This window comes from Vreelandella venusta (assembly GCF_044809155.1).
Lineage (GTDB): Bacteria > Pseudomonadota > Gammaproteobacteria > Pseudomonadales > Halomonadaceae > Vreelandella > Vreelandella venusta_B.
Map to the genome: position 1 here is coordinate 2,858,189 of NZ_CP085241.1, position 15,925 is coordinate 2,874,113.

18 protein-coding genes are annotated in these 15,925 nt (G+C 57.2%); 9 read left to right on the forward strand and 9 right to left on the reverse strand.

The window, feature by feature from the left end; genetic code table 11:
• The first annotated feature begins 18 nt into the window (after positions 1–18).
• The 8 genes from LG301_RS13300 to LG301_RS13335 all read left to right on the forward strand — a co-directional run bounded on the left by LG301_RS13300 (position 19) and on the right by LG301_RS13335 (position 9,355).
• Positions 19–1,053: a phosphotransferase family protein gene (locus LG301_RS13300; RefSeq protein ID WP_404471635.1), complete on the forward strand. Its 1,035-nt coding sequence runs from the start codon at positions 19–21 to the stop codon at positions 1,051–1,053.
• Between the two features lie 24 nt (positions 1,054–1,077).
• Complete coding sequence (locus tag LG301_RS13305; RefSeq protein WP_404471637.1) at positions 1,078–2,295, forward strand: ABC transporter substrate-binding protein; 1,218 nt, start codon at positions 1,078–1,080, stop codon at positions 2,293–2,295.
• 3 nt (positions 2,296–2,298) lie between these two features.
• A complete protein-coding gene (locus LG301_RS13310; protein ID WP_404471638.1) occupies positions 2,299–3,981 on the forward strand; it encodes an ABC transporter permease in 1,683 nt (560 codons plus the stop codon).
• Between the two features lie 23 nt (positions 3,982–4,004).
• On the forward strand, positions 4,005–4,649 hold the full coding sequence (locus LG301_RS13315; RefSeq protein ID WP_404471639.1) for an ATP-binding cassette domain-containing protein: 645 nt from the start codon (positions 4,005–4,007) through the stop codon (positions 4,647–4,649).
• Positions 4,636–5,355: a TIGR04283 family arsenosugar biosynthesis glycosyltransferase gene (locus LG301_RS13320; RefSeq protein WP_404471640.1), complete on the forward strand. Its 720-nt coding sequence runs from the start codon at positions 4,636–4,638 to the stop codon at positions 5,353–5,355. The genes LG301_RS13315 and LG301_RS13320 overlap by 14 nt, the downstream gene beginning before the upstream one ends.
• Positions 5,345–5,977, forward strand: coding sequence for a TIGR04282 family arsenosugar biosynthesis glycosyltransferase (locus LG301_RS13325; protein WP_404471641.1), 633 nt, complete (start codon positions 5,345–5,347; stop codon positions 5,975–5,977). Before LG301_RS13320 ends, LG301_RS13325 begins: the two co-directional genes overlap by 11 nt.
• A 76-nt stretch (positions 5,978–6,053) precedes the next feature.
• Complete coding sequence (locus LG301_RS13330) at positions 6,054–8,198, forward strand: FAD-dependent oxidoreductase (RefSeq protein ID WP_404471642.1); 2,145 nt, start codon at positions 6,054–6,056, stop codon at positions 8,196–8,198.
• Positions 8,198–9,355, forward strand: coding sequence for an FAD-dependent oxidoreductase (locus LG301_RS13335; RefSeq protein ID WP_404471643.1), 1,158 nt, complete (start codon positions 8,198–8,200; stop codon positions 9,353–9,355). The genes LG301_RS13330 and LG301_RS13335 overlap by 1 nt, the downstream gene beginning before the upstream one ends.
• Before the next feature lie 29 nt (positions 9,356–9,384).
• Here the strand turns inward: LG301_RS13335 and LG301_RS13340 are convergent, their stop codons facing one another.
• The 3 genes from LG301_RS13340 to LG301_RS13350 are packed head-to-tail and all read right to left on the reverse strand — an operon-like array spanning position 9,385 to position 10,772.
• Entirely contained in the window at positions 9,385–9,837 is a 453-nt protein-coding gene (locus LG301_RS13340; RefSeq protein ID WP_404471644.1) for an META domain-containing protein, read from the reverse strand.
• 26 nt (positions 9,838–9,863) lie between these two features.
• A complete protein-coding gene (gene gloA, locus LG301_RS13345; protein WP_263067446.1) occupies positions 9,864–10,304 on the reverse strand; it encodes a lactoylglutathione lyase in 441 nt (146 codons plus the stop codon).
• Between the two features lie 18 nt (positions 10,305–10,322).
• Complete coding sequence (locus tag LG301_RS13350; protein WP_404471645.1) at positions 10,323–10,772, reverse strand: DUF411 domain-containing protein; 450 nt, start codon at positions 10,770–10,772, stop codon at positions 10,323–10,325.
• A 77-nt stretch (positions 10,773–10,849) separates the two neighbouring features.
• On the opposite strand from LG301_RS13350, the gene LG301_RS13355 reads away from it, so the two are divergent.
• Entirely contained in the window at positions 10,850–11,920 is a 1,071-nt protein-coding gene (locus tag LG301_RS13355) for a metal-dependent hydrolase (protein WP_404471646.1), read from the forward strand.
• 30 nt (positions 11,921–11,950) lie between these two features.
• Here the strand turns inward: LG301_RS13355 and LG301_RS13360 are convergent, their stop codons facing one another.
• From LG301_RS13360 to LG301_RS13385, 6 genes are all read right to left on the reverse strand, one after another.
• Positions 11,951–12,679 (reverse strand): MliC family protein, encoded by a 729-nt coding sequence (locus tag LG301_RS13360; RefSeq protein WP_404471648.1) that lies wholly within the window; start codon positions 12,677–12,679, stop codon positions 11,951–11,953.
• Positions 12,680–12,726: 47 nt separating this feature from the next.
• A complete protein-coding gene (locus LG301_RS13365) occupies positions 12,727–13,239 on the reverse strand; it encodes a DUF3087 domain-containing protein (protein ID WP_263067442.1) in 513 nt (170 codons plus the stop codon).
• Between the two features lie 102 nt (positions 13,240–13,341).
• Positions 13,342–14,412, reverse strand: a complete 1,071-nt coding sequence (locus LG301_RS13370; RefSeq protein ID WP_404471649.1) for a 3-deoxy-7-phosphoheptulonate synthase — start codon at positions 14,410–14,412, stop codon at positions 13,342–13,344.
• Between the two features lie 314 nt (positions 14,413–14,726).
• Positions 14,727–14,870 carry a hypothetical protein gene (locus LG301_RS13375; RefSeq protein ID WP_404471650.1) on the reverse strand — a complete coding sequence of 48 codons (144 nt, stop codon included), beginning with the start codon at positions 14,868–14,870 and terminating at the stop codon, positions 14,727–14,729.
• A gap of 77 nt (positions 14,871–14,947) precedes the next feature.
• Positions 14,948–15,076, reverse strand: a complete 129-nt coding sequence (locus LG301_RS13380) for a hypothetical protein (protein ID WP_263067439.1) — start codon at positions 15,074–15,076, stop codon at positions 14,948–14,950.
• Positions 15,077–15,140: 64 nt separating this feature from the next.
• Positions 15,141–15,908: an FAD-binding oxidoreductase gene (locus tag LG301_RS13385; RefSeq protein ID WP_404471651.1), complete on the reverse strand. Its 768-nt coding sequence runs from the start codon at positions 15,906–15,908 to the stop codon at positions 15,141–15,143.
• Positions 15,909–15,925: the final 17 nt, after the last annotated feature.

The following is a 15,925-nucleotide window of genomic DNA, read 5'->3' on the forward strand; positions in this document are numbered from 1 at the left end:
TGCAACAAGGATAACGCTATGCCTTCACCTGTAGAGGTTCGTCTGCAGGCACTAAGCAGTGCCCTGCAGCACGCAGAGTTCGACTATAAATCGCTGTCGCCCATGGCGGATACCGGGCTTGCCCACGACCACGTGTGGATTTCTCGCGACGGCGATGACTGGGTAGCCCGACTTCCCAAACAGAGCCAAATGAACCTAGCCCCCGGCGATAACCTGGCCTATGAAGCCGCGTGCTACGAGCGCGCCAGCCAGGGTGGTCACGTCCCCCGTTTACACGGCACGTTGCCAGTCAGCGACGCCCTGCCCCGTGGCGGGCTGCTGGTGGATGCCATTGATGGCCGGTTGGCGCAGCTGCCAGAAGATTTACCGCGCATTGCCGAGACCCTGGCCAGCCTGCACCAGCTGCCGCTGCCAGCACATCCCGCGCCACTGCTGGCCCCGGCAGACCCCTGGCAGGCCATGCGTGAGGAGATCAGCCACCAAGCCGAGTGGCTTGAAAAAGCCAATTTAAGCAGCGATGTTATTGCACGTGTTCGCGACGAATTGATTGCGCTTCCCGCCACGCTACCCGATGCCGAGCGCTGCCTAATCAGCTTTGACACCCACCCCGGCAACTTCCTGGTAACGGCAGAAGGCCGTGCGATCCTGGTGGACTTAGAGAAGTGCCGCTATGGTCTGCCGGGGATTGATCTCGCCCACACCTCGCTTTACACCTCAACCACCTGGGACGTTAACAGCCAAGCGGTGCTCACCCTGCACGACGTCGTCGCCTTTTATCAGCGCTGGCAGTCACGTATGGGCAAATCACCCAGCGCGGAAACCCTGGTGGCCTGCCGCCGTGCCACCTGGCTGTGGTCGTTGACCTGGTGCGCCAAGTGGCGCGCCCAGCATTTGCAAAGCAAAGATGCCGAGCATCGAGGCCAGGATTGGTCGGCAGAGTTAACCGATGTGGCCGTCATAAAGCACGTGCGCGACCGTGTCGAGCACTACCTCTCGCTGCCGATTATCGAATACGTCCACAGTGAACTTCAGCGCCTAAAAACTGCTCTATAACTAACTGATTTGATGAGGCATGCAATGAATCCACGCTCTGCTCTGGCCACCGCCGTGGCGCTTGCTCTTGTGACCCTGACCACGCCTGCGGTTGCCGAACCCGACCCGCAGGCATGGGAAGCCGTTCTGGCCGAGGCCGACGGCCATACCGTGTACTGGAATGCCTGGGGCGGCGATGCGCGCACCAACCGCTACATTGCCTGGGTGGCAGCGCAGATGCAGGAAAGCTACAACGTTGATGTAGAGCACGTTAAATTAGACGACACCAGCAGCGCCGTGGCACGGGTGCTCGGAGAGAAGCAAGCCAATAACCATCAGGATGGCAGTATCGATCTCATCTGGATCAACGGCGAAAACTTTGCCGCCATGCGCGAGCAAGCGCTACTGTTTGGGCCTTTTGCGGAATCGCTGCCGAATTTCGCCCTCACCTATCCTGACGAAAACCCTGAAGTCGTCACCGACTTCACTCTGCCTACCGAAGGCTATGAGTCCCCCTGGGGAAAGGCACAAATCACCTTTTACTACGACAGCGCGCAAACCGACACGCCTCCCCAAAGCGTAGAAGCGCTGCTCGCCTGGGCCAAAGAGAATCCCGGCCAGTTCAGCTATCCACGCATTCCTGATTTCACCGGCAGCACGTTTTTAAAGCAGGCACTCATCGAGCTGACCGATCAAGAGGACGCCCTCTATGCCCCGGTTGATGACGCCGCATTTGAGGAGATCACCGCGCCGCTGTGGGCCTATTTAGACGAGCTTCACCCGCATTTATGGCGCAGCGGGCGCAGCTTCCCAGAGTCTGGCCCTAACCTTCGTACACTGATGAGCGATGGCGAACTCAGCCTCGCTTTCTCGTTTTACCCCACCGATGCCGTCGTAGCAGTGATGGAGTATGAGCTGCCGGAAAGCGTGCGCAGCTATGTGCTGGAAGGCGGCACGCTGGGCAACGTGCACTTTGTCGCGATTCCCTATAACTCACCCCATAAAGCGGGGGCCATGGCGCTAGCCAACTTCCTGCTCTCCCCGGAGGCGCAAGCCCAGAAGCAGTCGCTCAGCATGTGGGGCGACCGCACCGTATTGGCCGTTAATCAATTAGATGAAAGCGACAAGGCACTGTTTCAGCAAGCGGAAAACCACCCCTCAGCGCTGCCTGCTGATGCTCTGTCCAACACCCTGGCCGAGCCTCACCCCAGCTGGATGAATGCCCTTCAGGACGCATGGCTTGCGCGTTACGGCGTTAATTAATAGATGCTAAGGCTTGCCCCTCTGCTGATGATTGCCCTGCTGGTGATGCCCGTCGCCGCAGGGCTGGGCATGGTGCTTCTGCCTGCCTTTGGCTATCTACCAGTGCTGGGCGGCGAAAGCGCAACGCTCGCTCCATGGCAAATGCTGTTCGCCCAGCCGGGATTATGGCGTTCAGTCGCGGTGAGTTTTACCAGCGGTCTAGCCAGCACTGCGGTAGCCTTACTCATCGTCGTGCTGTTTTTAGCGGCCAATCAGGATACCTGGTTGGATCGCAGCTTGCGGCGCTTAGTATCGCCACTGCTGGCCATTCCCCATGCGGCAGTCGCGTTTGGCGTTGCCTTCTTGATTGCTCCCTCCGGCTTAATGTCGCGCGCTATTTCCCCCTGGCTTTCCGGCTGGGAATCTCCCCCGGATGCACTGATTGTTAACGACCCCTGGGGTCTTGCCTTAACCTTCGGCCTGGTGCTGAAAGAGGCGCCTTTTTTACTGCTAATGAGCTTGGCAGCACTGCCCCAGCTGCAGGCGGAAAAGCGTCTGCGCCTTGCGCGCTCGCTCGGTTATACGCCTGCGATTGCTTGGCTAAAAGTCGTGCTGCCTTCTCTCTATCCGCTAATTCGACTACCGGTCTATGCGGTTATCGCCTATGCAACGTCCGTGGTGGATATGGCGCTGATTTTAGGGCCACGCTTACCGCCTACCTTAAGCGTATCGATTCTGGAGTGGTTTAACGACCCGGATATTACGCGCCGTTTTATGGCCTCTGCAGCGGCCGTGCTGCAGCTAGGAGTTACCCTGGTGGCACTCGTCACCTGGTGGCTACTGGAGCAGCTGGTGCGTTTCATAAGCAAGCCATGGCTGACCAACGGTAGCCGCCAACGGGGTGAGACGGCCCTTAAAGTAATCGGCCACGGAGGCTTAGCGCTTGCCAGTTTTTGTGCATTGGCAGCGCTGGTGGGGCTTGCGCTATTTTCTATGGCGGGCTTTTGGCGCTTCCCAGAACTACTGCCCCAATCATTTACGTTCGACCACTGGCAGCGTAGCGCAGCCATGCTGGCGGCCCCGCTGCGCGCAACGGCGCTTATTGCGTTGCTTTCAACCGGCTTAGCCGCCCTGCTGGTGGTAGCGGCATTGGAGCATGAGCAGCGCCAGCATCTTCACCCTACCCGTGCGCTATGGTTGCTCTATTTGCCGCTACTAGTCCCGCAAATTGCCTTCCTATTTGGCTTGGTTGTCGCCGCTGAAAAATTGGGAGTTCGCCCACAGCTTTCACTGGTGGTGGCCGGCCATTTACTGTTTGTACTGCCCTATGTGTATCTCTCATTAGCAGAGGCCTACCGCCGCTTAGACCCTCGCTGGCTGACGGTTGCGCAATCGCTAGGTGTTTCCCGTAACCGCGCTTTTTGGCGGGTACGCTTGCCATTGATGGTGGCGCCGCTGCTTACCGCTGTTGCCGTTGGGATGGCGGTGAGTATTGGTCAATATTTACCCACTCAACTTCTTGGTGCGGGCAGAGTCTCAACGGTGACCACTGAAGCCGTGGCGCTGGCCTCCGGCGGAAATCGACGCTTAATTGGCGTATGGGCGCTGGTGCAGGCAGCCCTGCCGCTGGTGGGCTTTATCGTCGCCCTGGCTGCACCGCGCTGGATAGGCGTGTCTCGCCGCACGTTTTCAAGGGCTAGCACCTGAATAACAAGCAATGAGCAAAACTGATGAATGTGAACGACACCGCTACTGAAGCGCTGGTCTTAGACAAGGTGTGTATTCGCTTGGCAGACCGAGAGCTGCTGCGCGTCGATGCCGCGGTGCCGCCCGGGGAAGTACTCACCGTGATGGGGCCATCAGGATCAGGTAAATCCACGTTATTAGCCTTTGTGGCAGGCTTTTTAAATAGCGCCTTTACGGCTCAGGGCAACGTGCATCTGGGCCAACGTAATGTGCTTCCACTGCCTGCCGAACATCGCGGTATTGGCTTGCTGTTTCAAGACCCTATGCTGTTTCCTCACCTGAGCGTGGCGGGTAATTGTCGCTTTGGGTTACCCAGCCGCGTTCGCGATAAAACAGCCCGAATTGCCAAGGCACTCGAACAGGTGGGGTTGGCGGGCTTCGAGGCGCGCGACCCAGCCACGCTTTCCGGCGGTCAGCAAGCCCGGGTAGCGCTGATACGCCTACTGCTTTCACAGCCCCGCGCCGTGCTGCTGGATGAACCGTTCTCCAAGCTAGACACTGCGCTTCGCCAAGAGATGCGCGCGCTGGTCTTTGGGCAACTGCGGGAAGCGGGACTGCCCGCCCTGCTGGTCACTCACGATGAAGCCGATGCCATTGCCGCGGGAGGGCCGATCATTGCCCTTGGCTAATCCACACCATGCACCTGCGTCACTGAGCATCATCATTCCCATGCTCAATGAATCAGGGGGTATTCAGGCAACGCTCACGTGGCTGCAACCGCTGCGCGCCTCAGGCGTTGAACTCATCGTTGTGGATGGCGGCAGCACCGATGCCAGCGTGGCCCTCGCAGCCCCACTGGCCGACGCGGTACTCAGCAGCGACCCCGGACGAGCGCGGCAGATGAACCTAGGTGCTCAGCACGCTAGCGCTCCGGCGCTGCTTTTTCTGCATGCCGATACCCAGCTGCCCCCCGGTGAAGAGCAGCGTGCGGTGGCGAATCTCCATCAGTCGCTGGCCCACCACGCCTGGGGGCGGTTTGATATTCACTTGGAAGGCAAAAGCCGCTGGCTGCCCGTCGTCAGTACTCTGATGAACCTACGCTCACGGCTGAGCGGTATCGCCACCGGCGACCAGGGCATGTTTCTACGCCGGGAGGCATTTGATGCAGTGGGCGGCTTTCCCGACCAGCCGCTAATGGAAGATATCGCGTTAAGCAAGCGGCTGAAGACACTTTCTCCCCCCGCCTGCCTACGTACCAAAGTGGTAAGCTCAGGCAGACGCTGGGATCAGTTCGGCGCCTGGAGAACCATTTGCCTGATGTGGCGGCTGCGTTACCGCTACTGGCGCGGCGTCAGCGCCACTCAATTGGCCAAGGAGTATCGCAATGCCCGTTAAGCCAACCATGCAGCCCCATTTACACCTGCTGGCCAAGGCGCCCCTACCAGGGCAGGCGAAAACGCGTTTAATGCCTTACCTGGGGCCAGAAGGCGCGGCGCAAGCCCATGCCACGATGGTTCGCCACTGCGTTGCTACCGCCTGCCAAGCATTAGGCTCTCAACACGTCACGCTATGGACCTCTCTGGAGCATCAGCACCCGCTGTTTTTAGAGCTTCAGGCGCACCACGGCATAGCCCTTGCCGCTCAACAGCAGGGTGATGTGGGAATGCGCGTTCGCCATGCACTTAACAGCAAGCCAGGCCCAGCGATGGTGATGGGCACCGACTGCCCAAGCATTACCGTTACCATGCTTAAGCAGTGCAGTGCGGCCCTTGAAAACGCCCCTGTGGTGATTTTACCTGCCGAAGATGGAGGCTACGGGTTGATTGGCACTCACGACGACCACCCTAGCCTATTTGAGAACATCCCCTGGGGAACCGAGCAAGTGCTAGCGGTCACTCGCCAACGGCTTGCTGCGCTGCGTTTAGACGCCACCTTTCCCGACACCATGTGGGATATTGATCGCCCGGAAGACTGGCAGCGCTGGCAACAAACCCTGCAGAACGCCGCCAACGTGTAAGTAATTGACGCTGCGCGTCACTGACACTGAACGAATGTCCTGCTTTTAACACCACTTCGTCCCAATGGAGCCTGCCATGAACCGTCAGCGCCTGCTGATTATCACCCTGCTGCTACTGGCCGTACTTGGCTTTTACCTAAGCGGCGCCCACACGTTTTTCACCTTGGAAACCCTGCAAGCCTATCGCAGCGATTTCCAAACGGCGTTTCAGCAATCCCCTTGGCAAGTGGCGGGCATCTTCTTTGCGGTCTATGTGGTCATGACAGCACTGTCGCTGCCGGGTGCGACGCTGCTCACCCTGCTGGGTGGGGCGCTCTTTGGCCTCGGTTGGGGACTATTGATTATCTCCTTTGCCAGCACCCTCGGCGCGACGCTGGCGTTTTTGCTTTCACGGTTTCTGTTTCGCCAGCCCATTGAAAAGCGCTTTCCCCGTCAGTTTGAGACGGTCAACCGTGGGGTTGATAAAGACGGTGCTTTTTATCTCTTTACCCTTCGCCTGGTACCGGTGTTTCCGTTTTTTATGATCAACCTGGTGATGGGGCTAACGCGGCTCAAAACCACCACGTTCTACTGGGTGAGCCAGCTTGGCATGCTGCCCGGCACCGCGGTTTACGTGAATGCAGGCGGCCAACTCGGCGAACTTGAAAGCTTGGGAGGGATTATTTCTCCCGGGCTTTTGGCCTCGTTTGCACTGCTGGCGGTGTTTCCCTGGATAGCCCGACGCATTGCGCTACTGATGCAAAAACGCAATGCTTACCGCGGATTCACCCGCCCGGCCCGCTTTGATTACGACATCGTGGTGATTGGCGGTGGCTCGGCGGGGCTTGTCACCAGCTACATAGGTAGCGCCGTTAAGGCCAAAGTGGCGTTGGTAGAAAAGCACAAAATGGGCGGTGACTGCCTGAATACCGGCTGCGTGCCTTCTAAAGCATTAATTCGTGCCGCCCGCGCCGCCCATGAGATTCGCACGGCGAACAGATTCGGGGTGACTGCCAGCGAGCCGCAGGTCGATTTTGCTAAGGTGATGAGCCACGTTCATCAAGCGATTACGGATATCGAACCCCATGACAGTGTCGAGCGCTATAGCAAACTTGGCGTGACGGTATATCAAGAGCACGCCACGCTCACGTCACCCTGGGAAATTAAAGTAGGCGAGAAAACCCTCACCGCCCGCCATATCGTGCTGGCCACCGGCGCACGCCCCCGCGTGCCTTCGCTGCCTGGCATTGAGCACGCACCGATTCTCACTTCAGAGAATTTATGGTCGCTCACCGAGCTGCCTAAACGCTTGGTGGTGCTGGGAGGCGGGGCGATTGGTTGCGAGCTGAGCCAAAGTTTTGCCCGCTTAGGCAGCCAAGTCACCTTGGTAGAGGGTGCTCCGCAGCTGCTCGGCCGGGAAGATAACGAGGTGGGCGAGCACGTGGCGCATACACTCACCCAAGAGGGCGTAACGGTGATGACCGGCGCGAAAGCGCTGGAAGTGAACCAAATCGACGGTGAGCATCAGCTTGTCATCGAACACTTGGGTGAGCGCACCACCCTAGCGTTCGATTACCTGCTGGTGAGTGCTGGCCGCCAAGCCAACGTAGAAGGGTTGGGGCTGGAAGCGCTGGGCATTACCACCACCGAGGGCGGCACGCTGGCATTAAATGAACGCCTACAAACCCGCTTGCCCAATATTTGGGCCTGCGGCGATTTAGCCGGCCCTTACCAACTCACCCACGCTGCCGCGCACCAGGCGTGGCACGCGGCAGTCAACGCGCTGTTTGGCGAGTTGAAAAGTTTTGCCGTGGATTACCGCTTTATGCCTGCCGTCACCTACGTTCAGCCGGAAGTAGCGCGGGTCGGGCTAAACGAAAAAGAGGCCACCGCCAAAGGCGTAGCGTTTGAGGTCACCCGCTACGCCATGAGCGAAAGCGACCGTGCCATTGCAGAAGGCGCTACGGAAGGGTTTATCAAGGTGCTTACCGTGCCCGGCAAAGATAAAATCCTTGGCGCGACCATCGTGGCAGAAAACGCCGGCGAGTGGCTAGGCGAGTTCACCATCGCCATGAAACATGGGCTGGGGCTTAACAAGCTACTGGGTACGATTCACCCCTACCCAACGCTGGGTGAAGCCGCCAAAGCCACTGCGGGCGTATGGAAAAATGCCCATAAGCCCGAGCGCATTCTTTCCCTATTAGAGCGTTACTTTCACTGGCGTCGTGGCGAGGAAAAGTAATGCCTTTTATAAAGAATCTAGTGCTGATTGGCGCGGGCCATGCCCACGCCTTTGTGCTGGAAGCCTTTGCCCAGCGCACGGACCCTATGATCGCTATTACAGTGGTCAGCGATAGCGGTCTGGCCGCTTACTCCGGCAGCGTGCCCGCGTGGCTGGCCGGTGACTGCTCGCTACGTGACACTCAGATTGACGTGGCCGCTCTTTGCCAGCATGCCAGGGCAACGTTGATTGAATCACCCGCCGTGGCGCTAGACCACAACGCCCAACAGATCACCCTAGCGAACGGTCAAACACTCGCCTTTGATGTAGCGTCGATCAACGTTGGCTCTACTCTGGAACTCCCCGCAACTCACGGCGATGGGCTGCCGTATCTGCTGGCCATGCGTCCGTTAAGCTCTCTGCATCAACGTTGGCAGGGGCTGCAAACGCGCATTCAGGCGCTGCCTGCCGGCTCAACCCAGCAGATTGTTAGCGTGGGCGGTGGCGCCGCCAGTTGCGAAACCCTGATGAGCGTACTGGCCCAACTGCGCCAGCGTCGCTCAGACATTGATTGGCAGGGGCACCTGCTCAGCGCCTCCGCTACCCTGCTTGGCGACGCTGGCTGGCTACCTCGCCAGTTAACCCGCCGCGCCCTGAAGCGAGCCGGCATCCAGGTTCATCCTGAGCGGCGAGCTGCTGCCTTGGTGCAGGGCGGCGTACAGGATGAGCAAGGTCAGACATTGCCAGCAGATATCGTTCTCTGGGCTACCGGCGCGTCAGGACATCCGTGGCTGGCCGAGACCCGCCTGCCTCTCGATGACAAACGCTTTATTTGTACCGAACAAACCTTAGCGGTTACCGGTGTACCTCGGCTATTTGCCGCGGGCGACTGCGCTCATTTCACGTCACCGCTGCTCTCATCACCCGTACCAAAAGCCGGGGTTTACGCCGTACGCCAAGGGCCAGTGCTGGCAAAGAACCTGCGCGCCGCCTGCCATGGTGAACCGCTGGTCGCTTGGAAGCCACCTAAACGCGCCCTGGCACTGATCGGTACCGGTGACGGTCATGCGATTGCTAGCCGGGGTGAAATCGGCTTTTCAGGCCGTTGGGTATGGGAATGGAAAAAGCGGATTGATGCGCGCTTTATCGCCCGCTTCAATCCGCCTTTTAAGCCATAAATAATAGCGCTCAGGTGGTGGCTAAAGGCTTAATTGGCTTCGCGCCAGCCGCCTAACACGCGACTATCTGGGCCAAAAAATACCAGCCGGTCGTGGTCAATCAGATAGCGGTAGGCGGTGTCGAGCATATCGGTTACCCGCTTGGCGTCTTCCATATTGGGGCATGCCATACGCGTCGAGGCGAGCTGGCTAAACTCGATACGCTGGTTGTCACCCAGCGCCACACTGCCAGTAAAGCGGTTACAGCCATCCGAGCCGCTCACGCTGCCGTCGCGCTCAATACGGAAGAACGGGGTTTCCTGCATAGATAGCCGCTCGTCGGTGCCTACCAGCAGTAAATTCCAGCGCTGCTCGACAATTTGGCCGGATAATCCAGTGCTTTGCGGGGCATCTACACGCTCTTGCTGCGGGGCACTACTGCACGCGCTGACCAGAAGCGCCAAGCCTATTCCCACCAAAGCATTACGGGTTAGTCCTTTCACCTTATCGTGACTCCTTATATTTAACGTTACCAGCTTCCGCTGTTTTCCATAGATGCCCATGGCTCCTGCGGCGAGAGCGCATCACCTTTTTGCAGTAGCTCCACCGAGATGCCGTCGGGCGACTTCACGAACGCCATATGCCCGTCCCGCGGTGGGCGGTTAATGGTAACGCCATTCTCCTGAAGCTTTTTGCATAGCGCGTAAATATCGTCGACGCGGTAGGCCAAATGGCCAAAGTTGCGCCCACCGGTGTACTCTTCAGGGTCCCAGTTATAGGTCAGCTCTAGCTCTGGAGCCGTTAGGCGCTCTGAGCGCGCTTCGTCTTCCGGTGCGGCGAGAAAGACCAGCGTAAAGCGGCCTTTTTCATTCTCTTTGCGGCGCACTTCTTTCAGGCCCAGCAGATCACAGTAGAACGTCAGCGACGCATCCAAGTCGCTTACCCGAACCATGGTGTGCAAAAATTGCATGTCACTCTCCCTTCATCATTACTGGGTATATTCGTTAAAGATAGCGGGCGGGTTAGCATTTCGCGTCCAGCTGAGCACAGCGTAATCATCCACGCGGCCTGTCTCCATCCCCGGAGAACCATGCGGCATGCCCGGCACCGTAAGCCCAACGACCTCTGGCTGCTCTTCTAACAGGCGCTGAATATCGGATGCGGGCACATGACCTTCAATCACGTAGCCATCCACAATGGCCGTATGACAAGAGGCAAGCTCGGGTGGAACGCCATTAGCCATTTTGATAGCCCGAACGTCCCCATCGCGATGATGGTTAACATCAAACCCGGCTTCTTCAAGGTGGCTCACCCACGCGCCGCAGCAGCCACAGTTGGGATCACTGTGCACATCAATCGTAGGTGCTGCCAAGGTGTTAAGCGAATACGCGGCAAGAAGACTGACTGCCAGACGTTTAATTAGACGATTTTGTGACATTCAAATATCCTCTTTACAGATCTGTATAATAATACACTACTTGCTTAGAATTCGGGGGGCACCCCAAGGAGACATTCGTGGATTCAATCACACAAGCTGCTCTTGGGGCCGCCATAGGCGGTGCGGTTCTTGGCAAACGATTGGGCCGAAAAGCCGTACTTATCGGTGCGCTACTGGGCACCTTACCCGATCTGGACGTCGTGCTCGACTATGGCGATGCCGTAGCCAATGTGACAGAACATCGCGGTTTTAGTCACTCACTGTTTGTGCTGACCGGTTTAGCCATGGTATTGGCACTGCTTTGCCACCGCTTCGCACCTGCTCGCGATATCTCTTTAGGAAGGTGGTGGTGCTTTTTTGCGCTTATTTTGATCACTCACCCGCTATTAGATTCTTTGACCACTTATGGCACTCAGCTGTTCTGGCCGCTCGATATGCCGCCTGCAGCGTGGCCTATCGTCTTTATTATTGACCCTTTCTACACCTTGCCCCTACTGATTGCGCTGATTATCGCCGTTACTGTTAAAAAAGTACGCAAAGCCTGCATCGTTGGATTAACGGTATCGAGCCTCTATTTACTGCTGGCAGCCGGCGCGAAATGGAGCATTGAGCAACGTTTAGCGCCCGCATTAGCCGACGCTGGCTTGCAAGCGGCGCCCGTATTGGTTCAACCAACACCGTTTAATATTGCCTTGTGGCGCGCTACCGTGATTGACGGCGATCGCTATTTTGAGAGTTTAATCAGCGTCTTTGATGGTCAGCGCTCCCCAACGCTTGAACCCATAAAGCGTAATGTTGCACTTGAGGAGAACGCGCTCGCAGGGCCGCTAGGACAGCGGTTAGCGTGGTTTACCGGCCCCTTTCTACGTTATGACACGCAGTGGATTGATAATCAGGAAACCTTAATCGCGACGGATATCCGGCTCGGTTTTCCGGGTTTCCATCCCTTCAGTTTTACCTTGGCAACACGGGACGGAGATCTTTGGCACCCGGTCGACATCAGCGAGGAGCTAGACACTTCACGCGGGATCCAGCTGACAACACTTTCTAGGCTCGCGGCTAGAGCAACAGGCAATGTGACGGCTCTATGCGCTAGCGATTTTATTGAGCCTCAATGGCGCGCAGCTCCTTTCCGTTACCACTGCTAAAATGCTAGCGCTTTTAAGATAAGCGATTGATTACGGTGCGATGCCCTGGCCGCAGCCATTGTACTGCTCATCGTCTATTGTCAACGTGACACGCGCAGGATAGGGCTGGCCTTTCATGTCATCAAAACAGGCGCCCGCTTCAATACGCACGCGAAAAAAGCGCTCGGCATCGGCGTTCTCAATTACAACACGGCCTGCGTCGTTATCCATCACGCTAACCATGTAAGGCAAGGTGTGCGTTTCGGTACCGTAAGCCGTTGTCCAAGTCATTACCGGTTCGTCGTGAGCGAGCTCTATCGACCAGCCCGGCTCATTGCCACGCCCTAGGAACATCACGCCGGGATGATTGGCGCGAGTTGATGCTTCGCGCACGAGACCTTGCTGACACTGTAGCTGACCACGCGGCGTTTCGACCTGGGCTTGGTCACCTCGGTTCCAGAAGCTGATTTCGCCGTCCTGATAGCGGGCACCGCTGGCAACCACGGCTTCAGGTAAACGCCAGGCGCCGTGCAGTGACCAGAGGCGCAGATTGTCATCGTTCACTGCGGTCACTAGGTTCTGGTTGGCCGGCTGACACTCCCAGGCATCAAATCTCTCGGCGCTACCAGGGAACAGAGCAGCAGGAAGCAAAGGCGCACGGCTGTTTACCGTCACATTGGCAGACTCACTCGGCGCCGTTGTAGACGTGGCACAGCCAGCGATAGCCAGTGTTGTGGTCACCATTGCCATGGCGACGAACGATTTTTTTGCGTGGATCATGACTCAATGCTCCCTGTTGGATAACCCTAACGGCATTAAATACGGCTCTAGCGGCGTTTAAAAGCACTCAAATCCTGTGGGTCAAAGCGATTGACCTGCTCTGGCAGACCTAACTCTTCTCGCTTGATTTTTATCTGCATCTTTTCAGCCAACCGCTCGGCGTCATCGTCGGTGGTACGACCATTTAACTCAGCTAGCTGCGTCATTCCCTGGTGGTAGAACGTCACGATATCCAGCGCTACGCGATTATTCTCCTCTACCCCTTTACGCAGGGGCTTTAGGTAGCCACTGATATGCGAAAGGTGATGTTTGAGCTGCCAGACGTAGCGCATTTCTGTCATCCAGGGCCGATCACGCAGCACGGCAAACATCGCGCTGGTCGCCAGCAACCCGAGCAATACGCCAAGGGCATTCATCCAGAAACTGCCGCCAAAGGTGGCGGCTAATAGCATCGAAAACAACAGACCAAACACAACTAGCTGACCTGCCATCGCGATACTAATCATGCGCGCTTTGCGACGGTAAGCATCTGGACTGTGCTGCTCAAGGGTGAAAGCCATGGCCAACCTCATTATCAATAGAAGCTTCTTATGATACGGAGCTGGCCAGGGCAAACAAGAGGTTATCAAAGACGGTTATCACGTATGCTCAAATAACGCGGCCTAACGCATTCGCTCAGCGGCCGTTTTGAGTAGCCGCTCAGTCGTCTCCCAGCTCACGCAGGCATCAGTTACCGACACCCCGTAGCGCATACTGTTGGGTTTAAGCGCCTGTTTACCTTCGTGTAGATAACTTTCGAGCATCAACGCGACGACGTTGGCATCTCCCGCGTTGCGCTGGGCAAGCACGTCTAGCATTACTTCACTTTGGCGGCGATGATCTTTTCGCGCATTGGCGTGGCTGCAGTCCACCATCAAGCGCGGGTTTTGACCGGCTTTTTGTAGGGCATTGACCGATGAGCGCACATGGTGGGCCTGGTAATTCGGCTCGCCGTGTCCGCCACGCAGTACCAGGTGAGTGTGAGGGTTGCCAGCCGTCTCCTGCATCACTGGACGGCCTTCGCTATCAATCGCAAACCGCTGATGGGTGTGGGCTGCTGCCTGCATGGCATCAATCGCTACCTGCACATCACCGCTCGTCGCATTTTTGAACCCCACGGCAGCGCTTAAATCGCTGGCAAGTTCACGGTGTAATTGGGATTCGGTCGTTCGTGCTCCGATAGCGACCCAGCTCAGCAGGTCATCTAGGTAAGGTGCCAGCATTGGCTGCAAAAGCTCGGTGGCTACCGGTAAGCCGCGGGCTGCGACGGCGTGCATTAACTCACGGGAGAGCGCGATACCCCGCGACATGTCGCCGCTACCGTCTAGGTCTGGGTCGTAAGCAAGCCCTTTCCATCCCACAGTAGTACGGGGTTTTTCGACATAAACACGCATGACCGGCAGAATTTGCTCACTGATTTCATCGCTGAGCGCCGCCAGCCTGTCGGCGTACTCAAGGGCAGCGTCCGGGTCATGAATAGAGCACGGGCCCACCACGACCAGCAGACGATTGTCTTGGCCATTGAGCACACGCTGAACGGCAAGGCGCTGTTGGGTAATTTGCTCACTGAGTGTCGCACTAACGCCTATGCGGCGGCGAAGCTCTGCAGGCAGCGGCAGCGGCTGAGAGGTTCCCACAGGGGGGTGCGTTAAGGACGACAGCGGTGACTTTAAAGGGCTGGCATGGGCATTCATGTTTATCTCTCCGAAAGCGTATGACATCGCGTATGACTACCTGTGACTAATGGGCCACCCAAGCAGGCACGGTCGGAGGTGGCAGCTTGCACCGACCGCGCGCCGCTAAATCGCCAGCCATAGCCATAGCCGAGATAGCAAAGGGCGATGGAAGAGGCGATAACGTGTGCGCGGTAAGACATGGTGCAGCTCCTTGATGAATGTTCTGTAGACGTTTTGATAGGCTTAAAACAAAAGAAGCCTCAGTTGGGTTACCAACCGAGGCTTCTTTGCATGCGGCAGGCAACCAAGGTGGTGTGCCTGTTGGCGCGACGCTACTGGTCGGCCAGGGGCACACCGTGGCTAAACCAATAACCTGCATAAGCAAATGCAAACGCGCTTACTCGCGCAGCGGCACATGCACCAACGGCCGTTTCCGGCTTGGCTGCAAGGCGCTGTGTAGAGTGTGCGTTATACATAACAGTGTTCTCGTTTCATAAGTTCGCCAAAGGCGCTTGTGCTTAATCCTGCCTGCATATGCGCAAAATGGCAACTATCAGCCGCTAAATGCTTGCACCCAGCCAATCGTTGCAGGTAGTGCGCTCATGCTCACTAGCACTACAACGCCCAGCACAATGGCAAGCAAACCAGATTCATCTTTAAAGTTGTCGTCATGATCGGCCATAAAGCCTCCATTTATTGAGGTAGAAAGTTAGCAAGACAGCAATAGCGTAAAGTGGCTGATCATTTTATTGAGGCCGCGGGGCGTAGGCAAATACATCCGAGAACATTCGCTCACTGCTGACCCCAAGACGCTCCAGCACATCAACGCAGGCGTATACCATGCCCGGCGAGCCCGACAGGTAGATATCACAGTCGCTGGGCGTAATGGGCGTATTGGCAAGCTCGCTCTCCAACACTAAATCGACGCGCCCCTGATGATGGACAATACGCTCGCCCTGCGCGAGTGGCTCAGTCAGCGGAAATTCCGTCACTGCTTGAAAGGACACATTGGCGTGTTGCTGCGCCCATTGAGTCGCTAGATTTTCAGCGTAAAGATCGCGATGTTCACGCGCTGCCCACCAAAGTGAGATAGGCCGCTCAGGCTGGCTTTGCAGGGAGGCTTCCACAATTGCCTTCATTTGAGCAAAACCGGTGCCTGCAGCAATCAGCAGCAGCGGGCGCTCACTTTCGGCATTCAGCACGCACTCGCCGCTGGGCAGGCGCACCGTTAACTGATTGGCCACTTGTAGTAGGTCACGCAGGCGCGCTGAATTATCGCGTTCTGGCCAGTGCTGAATATGCAGCTCGATGGTGCCATCGTGGCGGTCGGCGCTGGCAATAGAAAACGGCACCCAGGTTGCGTCGTCTAATTTAAGCTCTAGATACTGCCCTGGTGCATGCTGCATGGCTTCAGCGCGCCCTTCGACGGTCACCCCAAATACGTCAGGATTTAAATCCTCAACGGCGGTGACTTGGCAGGTTAGCGTTTTACACGTTAACGTCGTTGCGCTCATTAAAGCCTCTTTGTGGA

Excerpts from the sequence above, each read along its gene's own strand:
- LG301_RS13300 (WP_404471635.1), top strand. The coding sequence starts at position 19 with ATGCCTTCACCTGTAGAGGTTCGTCTGCAGGCACTAAGCAGTGCCCTG.
- LG301_RS13305 (WP_404471637.1), top strand. The coding sequence starts at position 1,078 with ATGAATCCACGCTCTGCTCTGGCCACCGCCGTGGCGCTTGCTCTTGTG.
- LG301_RS13310 (WP_404471638.1), top strand. The coding sequence starts at position 2,299 with ATGCTAAGGCTTGCCCCTCTGCTGATGATTGCCCTGCTGGTGATGCCC.
- LG301_RS13315 (WP_404471639.1), top strand. The coding sequence starts at position 4,005 with ATGAATGTGAACGACACCGCTACTGAAGCGCTGGTCTTAGACAAGGTG.
- LG301_RS13325 (WP_404471641.1), top strand. The coding sequence starts at position 5,345 with ATGCCCGTTAAGCCAACCATGCAGCCCCATTTACACCTGCTGGCCAAG.
- LG301_RS13330 (WP_404471642.1), top strand. The coding sequence starts at position 6,054 with ATGAACCGTCAGCGCCTGCTGATTATCACCCTGCTGCTACTGGCCGTA.
- LG301_RS13335 (WP_404471643.1), top strand. The coding sequence starts at position 8,198 with ATGCCTTTTATAAAGAATCTAGTGCTGATTGGCGCGGGCCATGCCCAC.
- gloA (WP_263067446.1), bottom strand. The coding sequence starts at position 10,304 with ATGCAATTTTTGCACACCATGGTTCGGGTAAGCGACTTGGATGCGTCG.
- LG301_RS13350 (WP_404471645.1), bottom strand. The coding sequence starts at position 10,772 with ATGTCACAAAATCGTCTAATTAAACGTCTGGCAGTCAGTCTTCTTGCC.
- LG301_RS13360 (WP_404471648.1), bottom strand. The coding sequence starts at position 12,679 with ATGATCCACGCAAAAAAATCGTTCGTCGCCATGGCAATGGTGACCACA.
- LG301_RS13365 (WP_263067442.1), bottom strand. The coding sequence starts at position 13,239 with ATGGCTTTCACCCTTGAGCAGCACAGTCCAGATGCTTACCGTCGCAAA.
- LG301_RS13370 (WP_404471649.1), bottom strand. The coding sequence starts at position 14,412 with ATGAATGCCCATGCCAGCCCTTTAAAGTCACCGCTGTCGTCCTTAACG.
- LG301_RS13375 (WP_404471650.1), bottom strand. The coding sequence starts at position 14,870 with ATGTATAACGCACACTCTACACAGCGCCTTGCAGCCAAGCCGGAAACG.
- LG301_RS13380 (WP_263067439.1), bottom strand. The coding sequence starts at position 15,076 with ATGGCCGATCATGACGACAACTTTAAAGATGAATCTGGTTTGCTTGCC.
- LG301_RS13385 (WP_404471651.1), bottom strand. The coding sequence starts at position 15,908 with ATGAGCGCAACGACGTTAACGTGTAAAACGCTAACCTGCCAAGTCACC.